The sequence below is a fragment of the Nocardia ninae NBRC 108245 genome (assembly GCF_007990755.1).
Lineage (GTDB): Bacteria > Actinomycetota > Actinomycetes > Mycobacteriales > Mycobacteriaceae > Nocardia > Nocardia ninae.
In genome coordinates, this window is record NZ_BJXA01000023.1 from 17,648 (window position 1) to 36,026 (window position 18,379).

General features: G+C 68.0%; 17 protein-coding genes and 1 tRNA gene. 12 read left to right on the forward strand and 6 right to left on the reverse strand.

The genetic code is table 11. The features are described from left to right. Positions 1 to 6: 6 nt before the first annotated feature. Positions 7 to 414 carry a roadblock/LC7 domain-containing protein gene (locus NN4_RS18500; RefSeq protein WP_107659354.1) on the reverse strand — a complete coding sequence of 136 codons (408 nt, stop codon included), beginning with the start codon at positions 412 to 414 and terminating at the stop codon, positions 7 to 9. Continuing rightward, positions 411 to 3,260: a sensor histidine kinase gene (locus NN4_RS18505; RefSeq protein WP_147132676.1), complete on the reverse strand. Its 2,850-nt coding sequence runs from the start codon at positions 3,258 to 3,260 to the stop codon at positions 411 to 413. The genes NN4_RS18500 and NN4_RS18505 overlap by 4 nt, the downstream gene beginning before the upstream one ends. A 363-nt stretch (positions 3,261 to 3,623) precedes the next feature. Here NN4_RS18505 and NN4_RS18510 point away from each other — a divergent pair, with 363 nt between their 5' ends. From NN4_RS18510 to NN4_RS18540, 7 genes are all read left to right on the forward strand, one after another. Further along, the gene (locus NN4_RS18510) at positions 3,624 to 4,310 is read left to right on the forward strand and encodes a response regulator transcription factor (RefSeq protein ID WP_135233448.1); all 687 of its coding nucleotides are present in this window, start codon (positions 3,624 to 3,626) and stop codon (positions 4,308 to 4,310) included. Positions 4,311 to 4,320: 10 nt separating this feature from the next. Next, entirely contained in the window at positions 4,321 to 5,775 is a 1,455-nt protein-coding gene (locus NN4_RS18515) for a HAMP domain-containing sensor histidine kinase (protein ID WP_147132678.1), read from the forward strand. A 250-nt stretch (positions 5,776 to 6,025) separates the two neighbouring features. Next, the gene (locus tag NN4_RS18520; RefSeq protein ID WP_147132681.1) at positions 6,026 to 7,492 is read left to right on the forward strand and encodes a S1C family serine protease; all 1,467 of its coding nucleotides are present in this window, start codon (positions 6,026 to 6,028) and stop codon (positions 7,490 to 7,492) included. Between the two features lie 80 nt (positions 7,493 to 7,572). Continuing rightward, positions 7,573 to 8,067, forward strand: a complete 495-nt coding sequence (locus tag NN4_RS18525) for a MogA/MoaB family molybdenum cofactor biosynthesis protein (protein ID WP_040739017.1) — start codon at positions 7,573 to 7,575, stop codon at positions 8,065 to 8,067. 699 nt (positions 8,068 to 8,766) lie between these two features. Beyond that, the gene (locus NN4_RS18530; RefSeq protein ID WP_135237613.1) at positions 8,767 to 9,441 is read left to right on the forward strand and encodes an MspA family porin; all 675 of its coding nucleotides are present in this window, start codon (positions 8,767 to 8,769) and stop codon (positions 9,439 to 9,441) included. A 62-nt stretch (positions 9,442 to 9,503) separates the two neighbouring features. Further along, complete coding sequence (locus tag NN4_RS18535) at positions 9,504 to 10,172, forward strand: MspA family porin (RefSeq protein WP_107659348.1); 669 nt, start codon at positions 9,504 to 9,506, stop codon at positions 10,170 to 10,172. A 164-nt stretch (positions 10,173 to 10,336) separates the two neighbouring features. Then, entirely contained in the window at positions 10,337 to 11,002 is a 666-nt protein-coding gene (locus NN4_RS18540) for an MspA family porin (protein WP_147132683.1), read from the forward strand. Positions 11,003 to 11,080: 78 nt separating this feature from the next. On the opposite strand, the gene mscL is transcribed toward NN4_RS18540, so the two are convergent. The 4 genes from mscL to NN4_RS18560 all read right to left on the reverse strand — a co-directional run bounded on the left by mscL (position 11,081) and on the right by NN4_RS18560 (position 13,315). Then, positions 11,081 to 11,485 (reverse strand): large conductance mechanosensitive channel protein MscL, encoded by a 405-nt coding sequence (mscL, locus tag NN4_RS18545; RefSeq protein ID WP_107659346.1) that lies wholly within the window; start codon positions 11,483 to 11,485, stop codon positions 11,081 to 11,083. A 105-nt stretch (positions 11,486 to 11,590) separates the two neighbouring features. Beyond that, positions 11,591 to 12,241 (reverse strand): SAF domain-containing protein, encoded by a 651-nt coding sequence (locus NN4_RS18550; RefSeq protein WP_147132686.1) that lies wholly within the window; start codon positions 12,239 to 12,241, stop codon positions 11,591 to 11,593. An 88-nt stretch (positions 12,242 to 12,329) separates the two neighbouring features. Next, positions 12,330 to 12,650: an FmdB family zinc ribbon protein gene (locus NN4_RS18555; RefSeq protein ID WP_135237612.1), complete on the reverse strand. Its 321-nt coding sequence runs from the start codon at positions 12,648 to 12,650 to the stop codon at positions 12,330 to 12,332. A 68-nt stretch (positions 12,651 to 12,718) separates the two neighbouring features. Then, the gene (locus NN4_RS18560; RefSeq protein WP_246180940.1) at positions 12,719 to 13,315 is read right to left on the reverse strand and encodes a 5-formyltetrahydrofolate cyclo-ligase; all 597 of its coding nucleotides are present in this window, start codon (positions 13,313 to 13,315) and stop codon (positions 12,719 to 12,721) included. 79 nt (positions 13,316 to 13,394) lie between these two features. Between NN4_RS18560 and NN4_RS18565 the strand changes: the two genes are divergently transcribed. From NN4_RS18565 to NN4_RS18585, 5 genes are all read left to right on the forward strand, one after another. After that, positions 13,395 to 14,351, forward strand: a complete 957-nt coding sequence (locus NN4_RS18565) for a UTP--glucose-1-phosphate uridylyltransferase (protein ID WP_107660953.1) — start codon at positions 13,395 to 13,397, stop codon at positions 14,349 to 14,351. Between the two features lie 129 nt (positions 14,352 to 14,480). Beyond that, a complete protein-coding gene (gene glp, locus NN4_RS18570) occupies positions 14,481 to 15,740 on the forward strand; it encodes a molybdotransferase-like divisome protein Glp (RefSeq protein ID WP_107660952.1) in 1,260 nt (419 codons plus the stop codon). Between the two features lie 12 nt (positions 15,741 to 15,752). Then, positions 15,753 to 16,403: a GNAT family N-acetyltransferase gene (locus tag NN4_RS18575; protein WP_107660951.1), complete on the forward strand. Its 651-nt coding sequence runs from the start codon at positions 15,753 to 15,755 to the stop codon at positions 16,401 to 16,403. A gap of 284 nt (positions 16,404 to 16,687) precedes the next feature. Further along, the gene (sepX, locus tag NN4_RS18580; RefSeq protein WP_186818499.1) at positions 16,688 to 17,890 is read left to right on the forward strand and encodes a divisome protein SepX/GlpR; all 1,203 of its coding nucleotides are present in this window, start codon (positions 16,688 to 16,690) and stop codon (positions 17,888 to 17,890) included. 88 nt (positions 17,891 to 17,978) lie between these two features. Beyond that, positions 17,979 to 18,051: transfer RNA gene (locus NN4_RS18585), tRNA-Ala, on the forward strand. Positions 18,052 to 18,379: the final 328 nt, after the last annotated feature.

Here is an 18,379-nt window from a genome sequence, read left to right on the forward strand (position 1 = left end):
TCCTGCTCAAACCGCGGTACGCGCGGTGGCGGTGACCACCGTGCCGACGCGGTCGACCAGCAGCGCCATCTCGTAGCCGATCCGCCCGATATCGTGCGACTTGTTGGCGAGCACGGCCAGGTGCGAGCCGTTGCCCACGCTCATCACCAGCAGGTAACCGCGCTGCATCTCGACGATCGACTGCATCACCTTGCCGCCGTCGAACAGCGACGCCGCGCCCATCGACAAGCTGGCCAGACCCGCGGTGACGGCCGCGAGCTGCTCGGCCCGGTCCGACGGCAGGTGTGGGCTGGTCGCCTGCAGCAGGCCATCGGCCGACACCAGCACCGCGTGGGACACGCCGGGTACGTCCCGGGTGAATCTGGCGACCAGCCAGTTCAGGTTCTCATCCGTGGTGCTGTTCGCGTTGGTCATGCAAGCCCTCCGTCGTCGTACTGCGCATTGGCCCGCCCACTGCGGACCCCACTGAGATGCCTGGTCAGGTTGTTCCGAATCTCCTCGGGATCACGGGCTCCCGATTCGTCTGCCTGGGCCAGACCGCCGGGGACGAGCTGCGCGCCCGGCGTTCGGATAGGAAGTCCACCGCTGGTGCGGCCGGTAGGTGTCGGGTGTGTCGCCTCTTCGGCCGCGGTCCAGCCGACGTCGGCGGGCGAGGTCCAGGTGCTCTCGGCGGCCTGCGACGTCGCGGGCTCGACCAGCCACTCCGACACCATGCGCTGGTAGATCGGGGTCGGCGAGGCGCCTGCCACCGGCTGCAACCGCGAGGAAGTGACCGTCGCGGGCTCGGGGGTGCGCTCGGGTGCGGGGGCAGGCGTCGGCTTGGGCGCGGGTTCCGGTACCGCGGCCGGGCGTCGCATGGGCAGGCCCGAGCGTGCGGTGCGGGTCGGCTCCCGCTCGGCGCTCGGCCCCGCCTTGTGCTGTTCGGACTCGCGCTGCTGCGGCTCCCGCGGCACCCGCTGCTGCGGCACCGTCAGTTCCGGTTCCGGCTCGCGCTGGGACGATTCGCGCTCGGACGATTCGCGCTGGGGCGACTCGGGTTCCGGCTCGGCCCACAGACCGGCCGGCCGCTCCGGTTCGGCGTCGGCCGCCCGGATCGGCGCGCTCACGCCCACCGTCGGCGGGCCGAAGGGGGAGCGATCATCGGTCGGGGTGTTGATCGACCACGGCTGCGTCGGCGGTTGTGCGTCGGAATCGGTGTCGGGGGTATTGGTCCGCGTCGACACCGAGACGGCGGGCTGGCCGGGCGGCTCGGCGACCCGAATGGCAGGCCTGCGCTGCGGCAGACCGGAGCTGCTCACCTCGAACCGCGGCGAGGTGTGCTGCGGCAGGCTCGGCACCGGCACCAGGGTGCGCGGCTGCGCGGGCAGGTCGTAGTCGCCGGTCAGCTCCAGCGGCTTGCCGGTCGGGTCGGTGGCGTCCAGCGGCGGCGCGACCAGCGCACCGGGCAGGTGCACGCTCGCGGTGACGCCGGGCTGCTGCGCTGTGGTGGAGGTGCGCCGCAGGCTCGCGGTAATGGTGTGCCGCTTCGCCAGCCTGCCCACCACGAAAAGTCCCATTCGGCGGGCGGTTTCGACGGTGACCTCACCACCGGAGCTCAGCCGGTCGTTGATGGCGCGCAGATCCTCGGTAGACATGCCGAGGCCGCGGTCGATGATCTCGATCAGATAGCCACCGTCGACGGCGCGCGAGACCGACAGCGTGACCGGTGTGGTCGGCGGCGAGTAGCGCAGCGCGTTGTCGATCAGTTCGGCGAGCAGATGCTCGATGTCGATGGCGGGTTCGCCGGCCACGATGCCGTCGGGAACGGCGCCGATCTCGACGCGCTGATAGTCCTCGACCTGGGAGACCGCGCTCCACAGCATGTCGGAGAGCTGGACCGGGTGCAGCTGACCACGGCGCAGCGCGGTACCGGCCAGCACGAGCAGGTTGTCGCCGTTGCGGCGCATCCGGGTGGCCAGGTGGTCGAGGCGGAACAGGCTCTGCAGCCGTTCGGTGTTGTCCTCGTCGTGCTCGAGGTCCTCGATCAGCGCCAGCTGCTGCTCGACCAGCGATTGGCTACGCCGCGACAGGGTTTCGAACATGCTGCCGATCTGCACCCGCAGGCGCGCCTGCTCGGCGGCCAGGTGCAGCGAGGCTTGGTGGATATCGTCGACCGCGCGGGCCAGTTGGCCGATCTCCTCGGTGGTGCGGATGTCGACCGGCGTGATCTTCGGCGTCGCGCCGCCGGTGCGCACCACCTCGATCTCGTTCGGCAGATCGACGTGCGCGACCTGCAACGCGTCGTGGCGCAGGCGGCGAATCGGCACGACCAGCGAGCGGGCCACCGCGAGGGCCAGGGCCAGACCGGCGAGCAGCGTGGTGATCACGATCGCGACGTCGCGCAGCACCGCGCTGCGCAGCTCGATGGTTCGGTCGGCCAGCTTCGAGTCGATGGTGCCGAGCAGCGCCGTGGTGGCCTGGCGATAGGCGTCGGAGCTGGTGCGCAACGAATCGGTGATCACCGGGTTGTTGCCGAGGCTGTTCGGGTTCTGGCTGAGCGCGCCGATGCGGGTCTGCACCGCGTCGGTGAGCACCTGCGCGTTGGTCGCGGACGACGGACTCATCTGCGGATAGGAGTACGTCAGCATCATCTCGGCGCCGAGCGTGGTCAGCATGCCCGCGAGCGCGGCCGGGTTACCGCCGCCCGCGGTCGCCGACATGATCTGTTCCTGGGTGAGCAGGCGGGAGGCGTTGGCGATCAAGCCCAGCTGCAGGAAGTAGCGCTGGATGACGATCTCCTCGATCGACGAGGACACCGAGATCGCCGTGATGATCCGGGTGCCGACCTCGTCGACCTGTCCGCCGATGGTCGCGGGGGAGGAGGTGCGCAGGCCGTTGCGCATGGTGCGGGCCACCGCGATGGCCGCGGGTAGTTCCTTGGTGGTGCCGTCGTCGGATTTCTTCGTCCGCAGCGCGGTTTCCAGATCGATGGCCGCCTGATCGAACTTGGCGGCGACCGAGTCGATCGGGTCCTCGGGCCTGGCGTTGACCGCGGCGATCGCGAGTTGTTCGGTGGCTTCGCCGAATTCGAGCATCGGGCGCAGGATGCGGGCCTGCTCGGTAGCCGCGTCGAGCTTCGAGATCACCCCGAGCTCGTCCTTGATGCGCAGTCCGGCGAAGGCGGAGGCGAGCAGCACCGGCAGCAGCAGGACGATGCCGACCTTGCGCGTGACCGACATGTTGGACAGGCTGAATTGCCAGGAACGCGGTGCAGCTTCCATTCCGCTTCCGTCGCCTCCACTCCGCGCATGGTCCCCGAATGGTGGCTGTCTAGGAGCAGTCTGGATCAACCCGCCGAGAACCAACTCAAGGTCTTCTTTTTACCGCACGGAACATACCGTGCTGACTGGCCGTCGGCAATCCGTAGGGACTGGGTCTGCCGATGGCCGAATATGGCTACGCGGAACAGGTTTCGCGCTGTTTGAGTTAGTGAGTCTACATACTTCCTGGACGATTGATCTATACGGCGTGCGATCGCTGATAGCTGACCGGCTGCTGGTGTCCGTGTGCCGGGCCGAGCCCGGCGCGGCGTGTCGAGCCTCCCCTCTCAGTCGCCTCTCAGTCGATACGGTCAAACTGGTCGCATGCGCATTCTGGTAGTCGACGACGATCGCGCCGTTCGGGAGTCGCTGCGCCGGTCACTGACCTTCAACGGCTACTCCGTCGACCTGGCCGTGGACGGTGTCGACGCGCTCGACAAGGCGACGAGCCAGCGGCCCGACGCCTTGGTGCTCGACGTGATGATGCCCCGGATGGACGGCCTCGAGGTCTGTAGGCGCTTGCGCAGCACCGGTGACGATCTTCCGATTTTGGTTTTGACGGCACGGGATTCGGTCTCCGAGCGAGTTGCCGGACTCGATGCCGGCGCCGACGATTATTTGCCGAAACCGTTCGCGTTGGAAGAATTGCTCGCGCGTTTGCGCGCGCTGCTGCGCCGCACGACCGCCGATCCCGGCGAGGTTTCCGAGGCAATGACCTTCGCGGATTTGTCGCTGGATCCGGTGACCCGCGAGGTTTCCCGCGGCGAGCGCGGGATCAGCCTCACCCGCACCGAGTTCTCCCTCCTGGAAATGCTGATGGCCAATCCGCGCCGGGTGCTGACCCGCAGTCGCATCCTGGAGGAGGTCTGGGGTTACGACTTCCCGACCTCCGGCAACGCGCTCGAGGTCTACATCGGCTATTTGCGCCGCAAGACCGAGGCCGAGGGCGAGACGCGCCTCATCCACACCGTGCGCGGTGTCGGTTACGTGCTGCGGGAGACGCCCCCGTAGGGGGAAGGTCATGGCACGAACTGTTCCCAAGCGGCCGGTGGTCGCCGGGCTCGGACAGCGTCCGCCCGATCCGGCGGAGATGCGTCCGCCGATCCCGCTCACCCGCTCCGTCTCGCTGCGCTGGCGGGTGACGCTGCTCGCCGCCTCGGTGGTGGCGATCGCGGTCGCGGTGACCTCGATCGCGGCGTACGCGCTGGTCGCGCGCGCCCTGTACGCGAACGTGGATACCGAGTTGCGCAGCCGAGCGAACGCGGTGACCGCCATCGATCCGTACGGCTTCAACCTGCAGAATCTGGCGCTGGCGACCGCGTTCTACCCCGACACCGGCATCGTGCTGATCTATCCCGACATCGGCCCGTATTCGGTACCGCAGGCGACTATTCCACCGGTCGGCCCGCCGGAGTGGGCGGTGTTCCACGGCCAGGCGAGCTCGTCGTTGCGCACCGTCGCCAATCAGCGCGTGCTCGCGGTACGCACGAACGAGGGCGCGACCCTGGTGATTTCGCAGCGGCTGGAGCCGACCCGCAACGTGCTCGATCGTCTCGCGTGGTTGCTGTTCGTCGTCGGTGGCTGCGGCGTCGTGCTGGCCGCCGCGGCGGGAACGGCCGTCGGCCGCACCGGCCTGCGCCCGATCGGACGGCTGACCGCCGCCACCGAGCGGATCGCCCGCACCGACGACCTGACGCCCATCCCGGTGACCGGCGACGACGAACTCGCCAGGCTCACCGAGAGTTTCAACGCCATGCTGCGCGCGCTGGCCGAATCACGGGATCGGCAGCGGCGGTTGGTCGCCGACGCCGGGCACGAACTGCGCACCCCGCTCACGTCGCTGCGCACGAACACCGAGCTGCTGATGGCGTCGAGTCGCCCCGGCGCCCCGCGCATTCCGGACGAGGACATGGCCGAGCTGCGCTCGGATGTGATGGCGCAGATCGAGGAGTTGTCGAACCTGGTCGGCGACCTGGTCGATCTGGCGCGCGAGGACGCACCCGAAACCGTGTACGAGCGAGTCGATCTCGGCGAGGTAGCCGAGCGGGCGCTGGAACGGGCCCGGCGGCGCCGTGGCTCGGTGGAGTTCGTCTCGGCGTTCCAGCCCTGGTTCGTCTACGGCCACGAGGCAGGCCTCGAACGCGCGATTCTCAACGTGCTCGACAACGCCGCGAAGTGGAGTCCGGCGGGCGCGCAGGTCTACGTCGAGATGCGCGAAACCGGGCGCGGCTTGCTCGAATTGACCGTGGACGATGCAGGCCCCGGTATTCCGCCGGGCGAACGTGAGCTGGTGTTCGAGCGCTTCTACCGGACCACCGCCTCGCGCTCCATGCCCGGTTCGGGGCTCGGCCTGGCGATCGTCAAGCAGGTCGTGACGAAACACGGCGGCACGATCGGCATCGAGACCTCCAGCCGGGGCGGCGCGCGAATCCGGATCGTCCTGCCCGGTGAAGCCGGTCGGCCGGTGGAGGCCTGAAAACGCGCGCTCGGCAAAGCCGGGCTCGGAGGAGTACGAGATCCGTATAACAGGTGTTCCAGGTACTGGGATCCGGTGAATTCGACGGCGCGCGAAGCGTGCGCCGGACCCGTATTGTGTGGCGGGGGAAGCGGCCTGCGCGGCCGCGAAGAGGGTACACAGTCTCGGACAATTGAAAGCACGGTCTCAGTCCGCTCTCAGTAGTCGCCGTCAAGCTGGTCGGCAGACGCTGAGGAGAAACGAGGAGTCCATGACCGAGGATTCGAAGGACCGGCGGGACGAGCCGGCGCACACCGCACCGGATCAGCCCAACCCGACCGATCAGATCCCGGCCGCACCGGCAAGCCCCGGCGGCGCGCCGTACGGGCCAGACGCCGCCTACTCGCCGCACGGGTCCGGGTACGGGCCGTACGAGGCACCGCCGTCGCCGTACCAGGCGCAGCAGTCGATGGGCCAGTATCCACCGCATCAGCACACTCAGCCGTTTCCCGGCCCGGAGTACGGCGGGCAGCCGTTCGATCAGCAGACGGCGCAGGGCGCGCCGTTCGATCAGCAGGGCGCGCCGTTCGGGGCGCATGCGCAGCCCGCCAAGCGTCCGTTCCGGACCGGCCTGGTGCTTGGCGCGGTCGCCCTGGCCTTGGTCAGCGGTGGCGTCGGCGGCGCGGTCGGTGCGCTGGCCACCCACTCCGACGACGGCCGCTCGACGATCAGCAACGCGCTCGATCAGCCGAAACCCAATGTCAACAACGTCTCCAACGCCCCGGCGGGCTCGACCCAGGCGGTCGCGCAGAAGGTGCTGCCCAGCGTGGTGATGATCAAGGTGGCCAGCAGCCGCGCCGAGGGCGAGGGCTCCGGTGTGGTGCTGTCCTCCGACGGCCTGATCCTGACCAACAACCACGTGGCCGCGGGCGGCGGACCCAACGCCAAGATGGAGGTGCTGTTCTCCGACGGCAGCTCCGCGCCCGCAACCATCGTCGGCGCCGATCCGGTCTCCGACCTCGCCGTCATCAAGGTCCAGGGCAAGACCGGCTTGACCCCGATCGAGCTCGGCACCTCGGAGAACCTTCAGGTCGGCCAGTCGGTCGTGGCGATCGGCTCGCCGCTCGGCCTGGCGGGCACCGTGACCACCGGCATCGTCTCCGCGCTGAACCGCCCGGTGTCGACGCAAGGCGAGGGCCCGCAGAATCCGGCCGGGGTGAACCCGGTGATCGACGCCATCCAGACCGATGCCGCGATCAACCCCGGTAACTCCGGCGGTGCGCTGGTCGACGGCAACGGCAAGCTCATCGGCATCAACACCGCGATCGCCAGCCTCGGCGCAGGCGAGCCCGGCGTCGGGCAGCAGAGCGGCTCGATCGGACTCGGGTTCGCCATCCCGGTCGACCAGGCCCGCCGGGTGGCCGACGAGCTCATCAAGACCGGCCACGCCACCTACGCGCAGATCGGCGTCAAGATCCAGGCGCAGGACTCGATCAACGGCGCACGGGTGCTGGAGTCCACCCCGGACGGCCCGGCCGCGAAGGCGGGCATCCCCGCAGGCGTGATCATCACCAAACTCAACGATCGCAGCATCAACACCGGCGACGCGCTCGTCGCCGCGGTTCGCTCGCACCAACCAGGAGACAAGGTGAAAGTCACCTATACCGATGAACGAGGCAGCAACTCCAAGACCGTCGAGGTGACCCTCACCGGTGCGCCCGCGGACGGCGGGCGATGATGCGGGTGCTGCAGGGTGGCTGGACACCGCTGCTCGACACGGCCGCAGAGGTTATCCGCACAAGCGCTACGGTGAGCACCATGGAAATCGATGCTCCGGTGGCGGGGCGTGCTCTGGTGGTGGTCGTCGATGATCGAACGGCGCATGGAGGTGTTGACTCGCTCGGCCCGCTGGTCACTGAGCTGCTCACCGAGGCAGGCTTCCTCGTCGACGCGTCGGTGTCGGTGCAGGCCGACGAGGTCGAGATCCGCAACGCGCTGAACACCGCGGTGATCGGCGGTGTCGACCTGGTCATCTCGGTCGGCGGCACCGGCATGTCCCCGCGTGACGTGACGCCCGAGGCCACCTCGCAGGTGCTCGATCGCGAGTTGACCGGCATCAGCGAGGCGCTGCGTGCGTCCGGCCGGGTGGCCGGTTCGCTCGACGCGGGCCTCTCGCGCGGTGTGGCCGGCATTTCCGGCAGCACCCTGGTGGTCAACCTGCCCGGCACCCGGGCCGCCGTGCGCGACGGAATGGCGACGCTCGGCCCGCTTGCCAGCAAGGTGATCGGCGAACTGTCCGGATTGGTCGAATAATTTCGGGCTCCGGTTCTTCCGACGACATCCCTCGCCCGGCCGCTCGCCGGGCGAGGGATGCGGCGCGTCTCGCCGAAATTTTCGGCGACACCCTCCCAGACACCACGAGCGACGAACGCGGAGACGACTCCGGCAACGAGTCCTCGTCCGATGATTGGCTGCGTGCGCAGAAGCCGCCGCACCACGGTTGATTGCCCAAATCTACGTAGTAGCTACGTATCGAGAAGTTGGCTCGCCGTAATTTACTTGTGATTGTTTCACATCGCCGTTATTCGGCCGATATATGTACGGCTCTGTCCCGTATTCAGCGCTTGGCGCTTTAGTGACTTCATCAGCACCGGCCGGTCGGTCTCGACTGTCTCCGCCACTAATAAATGCACGCCAAACGATGTTTGCATGTTAACGAATGTGATTTACATCACATTGATCTTTACGAAAGCTTGCGTTGCAGCGCCGTTACCTAGCGTTTAATGTTCGCACGAGCCACCCACACTGGACTTCCTGGGCCCGGGTGCGGCACGTACGTGTCGACCCGGCGGAACCTGGCTCGGTTCCGGTCGCCAGCCGGAGCGTCGCGCCGAACTAAATTGTCGGTTACACACTGGCAACAAAGGCGCGACAAACTGAGCTGGGCCTGCGAGGACCACCTGTCCAACCTCGATGGTCGAGGTTGACTGTTTTAACCTGATGAGGGGAAGTATGAGCGAGAACCGCACCAACGGTCTGCGCCGCGGAGCCCGCGTAGCGGGCGTCGGCGCTGCCGCTGCCGTGGCCATGGGCCTGCTTTCGACCGGCGCCGCCAGCGCCGATGTTTTTGTGCCGTTGCCGGACGGCCAGAAGAGTGGCCCGGGTGTGACCATTACCCGGACCGGAGAGCATGCCGTCGTGTCGCCGTCGCTCGCGGCCAACGGCGCGGGCCGCGTTGTCTGGGTTTCCGGCAACGCGTCGGCGGATGTCACCGAAACCCCGGAAGGCAAGGTCGGCCCCTGGAACGGCGCGACCAACAACCCCGGCACCAACAACTCCTCGACGCACGGTACGTCGCAGCTGAACACCGGCTACATCATCGGATGTCAGGTCAGCATCGCCGATGACGCGATCAGCCTCGGCCTTTCGGCCAACGCCAATCTCACCAGCGGTGGCCTCGGTGGTTCGTTCGGCATCAACCTCGGTCCGGGCGACGTGAAGTTCGTGCAGATCGAACTGAAGGACATCACCAAGCCGGGTTCCTACTCCGTGGAGTACCAGGACGTCGAGATGGAGATCCAGGGCTGCGCGGGCTACGCCCAGGCCCGCTCCTACACCGTGGTCGAGATCATCGGTGACCACTACTCGAAGACCACCCTCTACGGGATGCCGTTCAGCATTGGCTGACGACTGTCGACTGTCGAAAACTCTTCTCGCTGAAACGAACTCAACCCCTGAGGGAATTACACATGATCAACCGTAAGAACGTGGCGCGGGCAGCCGGTGTCTGTGCCGCCGCAACCATCGCCGTGGGCCTGTTCTCCACCGGTGCCGCGAACGCGGACACCTTCGTGCCGCTGCCGGGTGGCGAGATCACCAAGACGCTGTCCGACGGCACCGTGGTGACGGTCCGTCTGGTCAACGAATCCGCCAACATCAACCCGTCCCTGGGCTCGACCCCGGTGCACCGCAACGCGTGGGTGTCCGGTTCGGCGCGGGTCGAGGTGTCCGGTGACGGCGCCACGGGCGGCAAGATCCGTCCGGGCTACGTGGTCGGCTGCCAGGTCAACATCGACGGCGGCGGCGCTTCGGCCGGCGTCGAGGCCAGTGGCAAGTGGGACGGTAGCGACGGTGACGTCGGCGTCAACGGTGGCGGCAACCTGAGCCTCGGCCCCGGCCAGGCGAAGGCCTTCTACCTGCTCGATCGTGAAGTGGCCGACGACTTCGGCAACGAAGATCACTCCAGCCAGATCACGTTCAAGGGCACCAACGGCTCGGTCACCTGGGCCGACTCCACCATCGGCCTGTCCGGCTGCGGCGGCTACGCGCAGGCTCGCGCGTTCGTCAAGGTCAAGGTCGAGACCGACAACGTCATGTCGTACGTGACGCTGTGGGGCCAGCCCTTCAGCCTCGGCTGACGCCGAACACTCAACTCGCACAACTCGAGCGGACCCGTCGCTACCGCGACGGGTCCGCTTGCTGTTGCTGTCTGCCGCCGACCGCACTGCCCACCCCGAAGGCGGCCGCGTCGGCACAGCTCTGCTCGCTGCCTGAGAATTCGTTCCGCTAGGGGTCGACAACCATGATCAACCGTAAGAAACTGACGTCCCGCGTCGGGCTCGGGGTCGCCGCCACTGTCGCGTTGGGCCTGTTCTCGACCGGCGCGGCCACCGCGGAGATCTTCATTCCGCTGCCCGGTGGCGAGACCACCAAGACGCTGGCCGACGGCACCGAGGTGCGGCTCGCGCTGGTCGACGAGTCGGTCGCGATCACGCCGACCATGGGCGCCGTGCCGGGGCACCGCACCGCGCGGGTGGCGGGGAAGGCGCAGGTCGAGTTGGCCGGAACGCCGGGTGGCACAGCCGGTTCCATTTTTCCGGGGTACACCGTCGGCTGCGAGGTGGATATCGCCGGCGGTGGTGTCACCGGTGATCTGGAGTGGGCCGGGGACGCCATCGATTCCGACGCCGGGGTGGCCACCGGTGCCAAGCTGGTGCTCGAGCGCGGTCAGGCGAAGTCGTTCTATGTGCTGGATCTGGAGCAGGACGAGTACTTCGGCAGTGTGGCGTACCCGACCCGTAATCAGTTCGAAGGCAGCATCGGAGCGGTGAGCTGGTCCGACGAGGTTATCGACCTGTCCGGTTGTGACGGCTATGCGCAGGCGCGGGCGTTCGTCAGTCTCAGCGTGGAAACCGACTCCGTCGTCACCTGGATGACGTTGTGGGGTAAGCCGTTCATCCTCGGCTGACGTCGAATAGCTACTCGCACAAGATAAACGGGTCTGTCGTTGCGCGACGGGCCCGTTTCTCGTTGCCGCGCAAGCAATTCAGGATTCGTGTTTACCGCCCGCGCTGCGTTGGCCTTCGGCGAGCAGATCGCGGATCTGGATGAGCACCTCCGCGTCGCTGAGTTCGACGGCTTCCGGGCTGAACTTCCTTTTCACGTGCATGGCGGGCAGCACGAGCACGAAATACAGCACCGCGGCGATGATCGCGAAATTGATTGCAGCGGTGATGATCGGACCGACCTGGACGAAGGTCGCGGGTTTGTCGGCAACGAGCTGGAAACCGAGCCCCAGTTCGTCGCTGCCGCCGAAGACGGCCAGGATCGGGTTGACGATGCCATTGGTGAACGCGGTGACGATCGCGACGAACGCGGTGCCGATGACCACCGCCACCGCCAGGTCGACAACGTTTCCGCGGAACAGAAAATCCTTGAAACCCTTGAGCATTGCCGATATCTCCTCTACGTGTGGAGCTGACAAAGTCGTGCTCGGCGGTCGACGCCTGTGGTATCGCCGATGCTAGTTGACCTTGATGGCAAATGTGTGGACAACTCAATGGAAGACAACGGTGAGCGCGGTATGCAAGGACGCCGCCGCGACCACCGTCGCGTGTTCGGAGTCCATCGCGACCAACACCACGCGTTCCTTCGCGGCCCGTCCGTCACCGGGGCTGGACACCAGCACGACTGCGGCATCGGTCGCCAGGGTGCGGGCCGGGCGCGCGCCTTGCTCTTCGCCGCCGACCACGTCGACTCGGTCACCGGCGCGCAGGATTTCGGCGACGGCGTTGTCGGCCAACCGGATCGGCACGATCCGCGCGTCCCGCGCGCCGGTCGCGGCGGCGGCCAGGCGCGGGCCGACGACGCGGATGTCGGTGAATATCTCGCCGGCGCGCATCGCCCCGGTCAAGGTGGCGCCGATTACGTCGGAGGGATTGCGCACGACACCGGCGGGCAGGGCGGCGGCTTCGCGGGGACTCGACTGGAGATCGCTCGCGGCGAGCACATGGCCTGGTGCGAGATCGCGTCCGGCGACCACGACGGAAGTTCGTTCCGCGCCGGGATCACCGCGCAGGAACAAGGCTATCGCCAGCACTATCAGGACTGCGGCGCCGAGCCGGCGGGCGAGCAAGCTGTCGGCCCAGGGCGGTCGACGCCACACTCCGAAGCGCTGACGACCGAGCTCGGCGGGTGATCGAGTCATGGCGAAAGCCTATGACTGTGCGCGCACCCGCCAGGCCGGGAAAAGGGCTAGCTGTGGATAACTGAGTGGCTGGGGATAACTCGACGAATCAGCTGGCCACAGCGGTGCTGGTGGTCGCGCTGCTGCCGTTGGACGAGCTGGAATCCGAGCTGGTGGAACTCGACGAGCTCGAGTCCTTCGAGCCGTTGGAACCGCTGTCGGACTTGGCCGGCTCGCTCGCGGTGGACGCGCCGCTGCGGCTGTCGGTGCGGTAGAAGCCGCTGCCCTTGAACACGATGCCGACGGAATTGAACAGCTTGCGCAGCTTTCCGGAGCACTCCGGGCACACGCTCAGCGCATCGTCGGAAAAGGACTGAACGATGTCGAAGCGGTTGTCACACTGGGTGCACGCATACGAGTAAGTTGGCACAGCATCCTCCGCGGGTTTCGTCATCTGGCACTCTACAGCCGACAGTGCCAACGTTGCCAATCTACCTTTCATTCCGCGGCGTGATCTTCGACAAGCCGGTGCAGCCCGCCCCGCGGGGTCAGCGCCCAGCCCATTCGCACGTCGTGTGGCTGCTCGGGGAGCCGGTCGACCAGCTCGTCGTCCCGAACGACCGCGACCAGACGCGCCTGCGGTGCCGCCGCGGCCAGCGTCCGGTCGTAGTAACCTGCCCCGCGCCCCAGCCGGGCACCGCGCCGGTCCACCGCGAGCGCCGGGACCAGGATCAGTTCCGCACGGCCGATCGCGTCGGTCGGTAGTACCTCGCCGGTCGGCTCGAGCAGGCCGAACCTGGCTCGCCGCAGGCTGGCCAGGCCGGTGTACTCCGCCCAGTTCAAGGGTCCCGGCGGGCCGGTGACCGGGACCAGCACCCGCGCTCCCGCCGCACGCAACGTGTCGAGCATCTCGGTCGATCCCGGTTCGCCACGCACCGGCACGTACGCGCAGACCCATTCGCCCACGTCGAGCCGCTCGACCGCGGTGACCAGGGCCGCGACCTCCGCAGCGTGCTCCTCAGCAGGCATCGCCGCCCGTCGAGCAAGAATTTCGGTGCGCCATGCATGTTTTTCGCGCTCACCGGGCATCTCCATGTCGATCACCATAGGCTGACCGGAATACCGGTCGGCTCGACGTCGAGTCAGGGGCTGTGACGATGGATAGGGTATGCGCATGACAGCAAAGGCCGGACAATCCGGCGATGCCACGCTGGCTTCGTGCTTCCGCACGGCCGTAGTGCCCGCCGCCGGGCTGGGAACGCGGTTCCTGCCCGCGACCAAAACGGTGCCGAAGGAACTCCTCCCGGTGGTCGACACCCCCGGCATCGAACTGGTCGCCGCCGAGGCCGCCGAGTCCGGTGCCGAGCGTTTGGTGATCGTCACCTCGCCGGGCAAGGACGGTGTGGTCGCGCACTTCGTGGAAGACCTGGTGCTGGAGAGCACCCTCGCCGAGCGCGGCAAATTCCAGCTTCTCGAAAAGGTGCGCAAGGCACCGGGACTCCTCGATGTGACCTCGGTGGTGCAGGAGGAACCGCTCGGCCTCGGCCACGCGGTCGCCCAGGCCGAGGCCGCCCTCGACGACGACGAAGACGCCATCGCCGTGCTGCTCCCCGACGACCTGGTGCTGCCCTCCGGCGTGCTGGACGTGATGTGCCGGGTGCGCCGCAAGCGTGGCGGCACCGTGCTCTGCGCCATCGACGTGCCCAAGGACGAGGTCAGCGCGTACGGCGTGTTCGATGTGGCGACCGTGCCGGACGCGGTGAATCCGAATGTGCTGCGCGTCAAGGGCATGGTGGAGAAGCCCGCGCTGGCCGACGCGCCGTCCACCTTCGCCGCCGCCGGTCGATACCTGTTGGACCGCGCCATCTTCGACGCGCTGCGCCGGATCGAGCCGGGCGCGGGCGGCGAATTGCAACTCACCGACGCCATCGCGCTGCTCATCGCCGAGGATCATCCGGTTCATGTCGTGGTGCACCGTGGGTCGCGCCACGATTTGGGCAACCCGGGCGGCTATCTTCGTGCTGCGGTCGATTTCGCTTTGGAACGTGACGAATACGGCCCCGCCCTTCGGGAGTGGCTGGAGCATCGGCTCGGTCCCGACTGGGATCCGCAGCTGACCACCTACGACTGAGCGTGGGTTTCGTCGACAGTGGACCGTCGGGTACGAATGATGGTTCACCGTCGCGTGCGCTGATTGGTTGTGCCGAAGCGATTTCGCGCGGTGCGATCGGTGGTGTGCGAAGAGATCAGGAAGGGCTGGATGCGCTCGGTTGAGGATCAGCAGATCAAGGTGACCGCCGCGGCGGTCGCGCCTCGGCCGGTCCGGGTCGCGATTTCCGAGGCCCAGGGCCTGCTGTGTGCCGAGGACGTCGTCACCGAACGACCGCTGCCCGGATTCGATCAGGCGGCGATCGACGGCTACGCGGTGCGCAGCGTCGACGTGGCCGCCGCGGGCACCGACATTCGCAACGAGGACGACGAACTGGTCGATCTCACGCTGCCGGTGGTCGGCGAGGTGATCGCCGGATCGCGTCAGCCGATCCGGCTGCAGCCGCGCCAAACCGTCCGCGTCGACACCGGTGCACCGCTGCCGACGCTCGCGGATGCCGTGCTGCCCTTGGACTTCACCGACGGCGGCCGCGCCAAGATCAAGATCTACGAACCGGTTCGCTCCGGCGACTACGTGCGGCGCATCGGCGACGATGTGCAGCCCGGCGATGTCGCGGTGCGCGCGGGCACCATCATCGGCGCGGCCCAGGTGGGACTACTAGCGGCCGTCGGACAGGACAAGGTGCTCGTGCATCCGCGGCCGCGGTTGTCGGTGATCTCGGTCGGCGGTGAGCTCATCGATATCGATCGCACACCCGGCCCCGGCCAGGTCTACGACGTGAACTCCTATGCCCTCGCCGCCGCGGCGAGGGACGCGGGCGCGGACGTCAACCGGGTCGGCATCGTGAGCACGGATCCGCGCCGGCTGCGCGACGTGGTCGAGGGGCAGCTGGTGCGCTCCGAGGTCGTCGTCATCGCGGGCGCGGTGGGCGGCTGGGCCTCGGATCAGGTGCGCGAGGCGCTGGAAGGGCTCGGCGAACTCGAAATAGCCCGGGTCGCCATGCATCCCGGTTCGGTGCAGGGCTTCGGCAGGCTCGGCCGCGACGAGGTGCCCACCTTCCTGCTGCCGTCCAATCCGGTCGGCGCGCTGGTCGTTTTCGAGGTGATGGTCCGGCCGCTGATCCGAATCGCCTTGGGGCGCAGGCATCCCATGCGGCGGATCATCATGGCCAGGACCATCACCCCGATCAGTTCGATGGCCGGTCGCAAGGGTTATCTACGCGCGCAACTCATGCGCGACGAGGCCACCGGCGACTACCTCGTGCAACCGCTCGGCGGCGGCGCGGGCGCCTCGTCACACCTGCTCGCCACGCTCGCCGAGGCGAACAGTTTGATCGTGATAGACCCCGACGACACCGAGATCCGCACCGGTGACGAGGTCAGGGTCGCTTTCCTCGCCCAGCGCGGCTGAGGCGTGGAGGCGATGAACGTGTTCCGGGTCACGCAGCATCCGGGCTGGCCCGCGCGGCTCGGTCCGGTGCGCGTCGGGGCCGGACAGGTGACGCTGCGCCCGGTGCGGCTGCGCGACGCCGCCGCGTGGAGCCGAATCCGATTGCGGGACAGGGCCCATCTGGAGCCGTGGGAGCCCACCGGTCGCGGCGCCTGGGAGGCGCGCAACCACGCGTCCAACTGGCCGTCGCTGTGGTCGAGCCTGAAGGCCGAAGCGCGGCGTGGGGCGATGATTCCCTTGGTGATCGAGGTGGACGGTGCGTTCAGCGGGCAGTTGACCGTCGGCAATATCGTGCGCGGCGCGCTGCGTTCCGGCTGGATTGGATACTGGGTGGCCAAGGATCTCAGCGGCCAGGGTGTGGCGACAGCAGCGCTGGCGCTCGGTCTCGACCACTGCTTCGGGCAGGTCGGCCTGCACCGGGTCGAGGCGACGGTGCGGCCGGAAAACCTGGCCAGTCAAGCGGTCCTGCGCAATGTCGGTTTCCGGGAGGAAGGGCTGCTGCGCCGCTACCTCGACGTGGACGGCGCCTGGCGCGATCACCTGCTGGTCGGCATCACCGTAGAAGAGGTCATGGGCACAGTGGTCGACCGGCTCGTCCGCGAGGGCCGGGCCGTTCTGCCCTGAGAATCGTGCAATACGGACACGCCCGGCGCATCCGACGCGCGGAAGAATTGGTGGCTTTGTGACAGGTGTGGCGTATGTGCACGGCGCGCCTGCCGGATCTCGACGCGTCACGGAATTAACCTACGGACGTCGGAGGTGCGTCCTGCACCCCCGGCAGGGAGCCTGCGAGGCGACCGGTGACCACGCCGCAGCGACGGATGGAAGCCGGGCGGACGCGGGGCGTGCTGCGCACCGCTCGCCGGCCGAACGGACCACACCAGGCCGGGACGGAGGTGCTGACGGCAATGCCGAATTCGATTCTGTGGATCGGCCTGGTAGTGCTCTGGGTCTTCGTCCTTTTCCCCATCCTCGCCGACCGGCACCCGAGGATTCGGCGGACCACCGACGCCGCACTCGCCACCCGGGTGCTCGTCCGCGGAGATTCCAAGCGGCGCACCAAGAGTGGACCCGCCGCAGGCCACGAAACCGACCCCAATTGGCGGCCACGCCGCGTACAGAGAAAGCATCCCCACAGCGATGATGCGGAGGACCGGATGACAACACCGGCCGACGAACCCGTCACCGAAGGTGACCTGCCCGCGATCACCGAAGGCGCGGTGCCCCACCCCGACCCCGACATCGCTGACGCCGAGCTCGCCGACACCGAGCTGGACGACACCGAACTCGCCGACCCTGAGCTGGACGACGCTGAGCTGAGCGACGCCGAACTCGAGCAGGCCGACGCGGACGCCGAGGCAGCCGACATCGAAACCGTCACTGCCGACACCGAATCCGCCGACCTGGACGAACCGGCTGCGCCGCACGACGACGCGGCCGATGATGACGTAGTGGGCGAAGAGCGCACCGAACCGGCCGCGGCCCGGATACCCCCCGCGCGCTCCACCGTGCCCGCCCGCGTCACCCATGACGACGACTACCTCGACGACGAAGCCGACGACCGCGCCCGCCGCGACTACGAAACCGACTCCGACGACCTCGATTACGTGCCCACCCGGCGCGGCCGCGGCGGCTACGACCCCGAAGCCGACGCCATCGCCCGCGCCGCCCGCTACACCTTCCGCCAGCGCGCCGTCCTCGGCCTCGTCCTGGCCGGACTGCTATGCGGCGGACTCGCCGTCGCGGTCAGCCCGCACTTCTGGTGGGGCAGCGGCCTATCCTCCTTCGTCCTCATCGGCTACCTCACCTACCTGCGCAAGCAGGTACGCATCGAAGAAGACATCCGCCGCCGCCGCGCCGCCCGCCTCAGCCGCGCCGAACAACTCGGCGAACACCGCGCGGGCCCCCGGCAAACCCCAAGCCGCCCGCGCCGCCATGGACCGCGACACCGCCCGCGCCCTGCGCCGCCGCTCCGCACTCCTCGAAACCGACGACGAAGACCCCATGTTCGACCACCTCGACCCCTTCGACCCCGCCACCGCCCGCGCCCTCCGCGACCGCACCGGCGGCGGCGACATGCGCCGCGCCGCCGGCGAATGACACCAGCGTGACTCCGCATAATCCCAGGTAAACCGCCCGATTCGGAGTCTCGCAACAACCTTTGCTAGAGTGACTGAGCGCGGTTCCCCGGAGCCGCACGGGGCTATAGCGCAGTTGGTAGCGCGTCTCGTTCGCATCGAGAAGGTCAGGGGTTCGATTCCCCTTAGCTCCACTCCATTCGCTGGGTGAGCCCTGCACGCGGAATGCGCGTGTGGGGCTCATTTCGTCTGTCTTGTGGGGGCGCAGCCCCCACGCCCCGCCCGGCGGGGCTTCGCCCCCCGGACCCCCCTCCTCGGGTTCGCTTACCCGAGGCCGTTCGCCCCCTGGACCCCCTTCTCGGGTTCGTCTGCCCGAGGACGTTCGCTCCCGCCCTCGGAAGGCGAGTTCGATTTGCCGGCCTGTGGGGCGCACTCAACTCCTCCGAGTAGCCGATTCCGTGTATTCGGTTCTCGCGACACTACGAGTGCGGTTGAGAGGTGGTGCGTCGCGGGATGATTCGT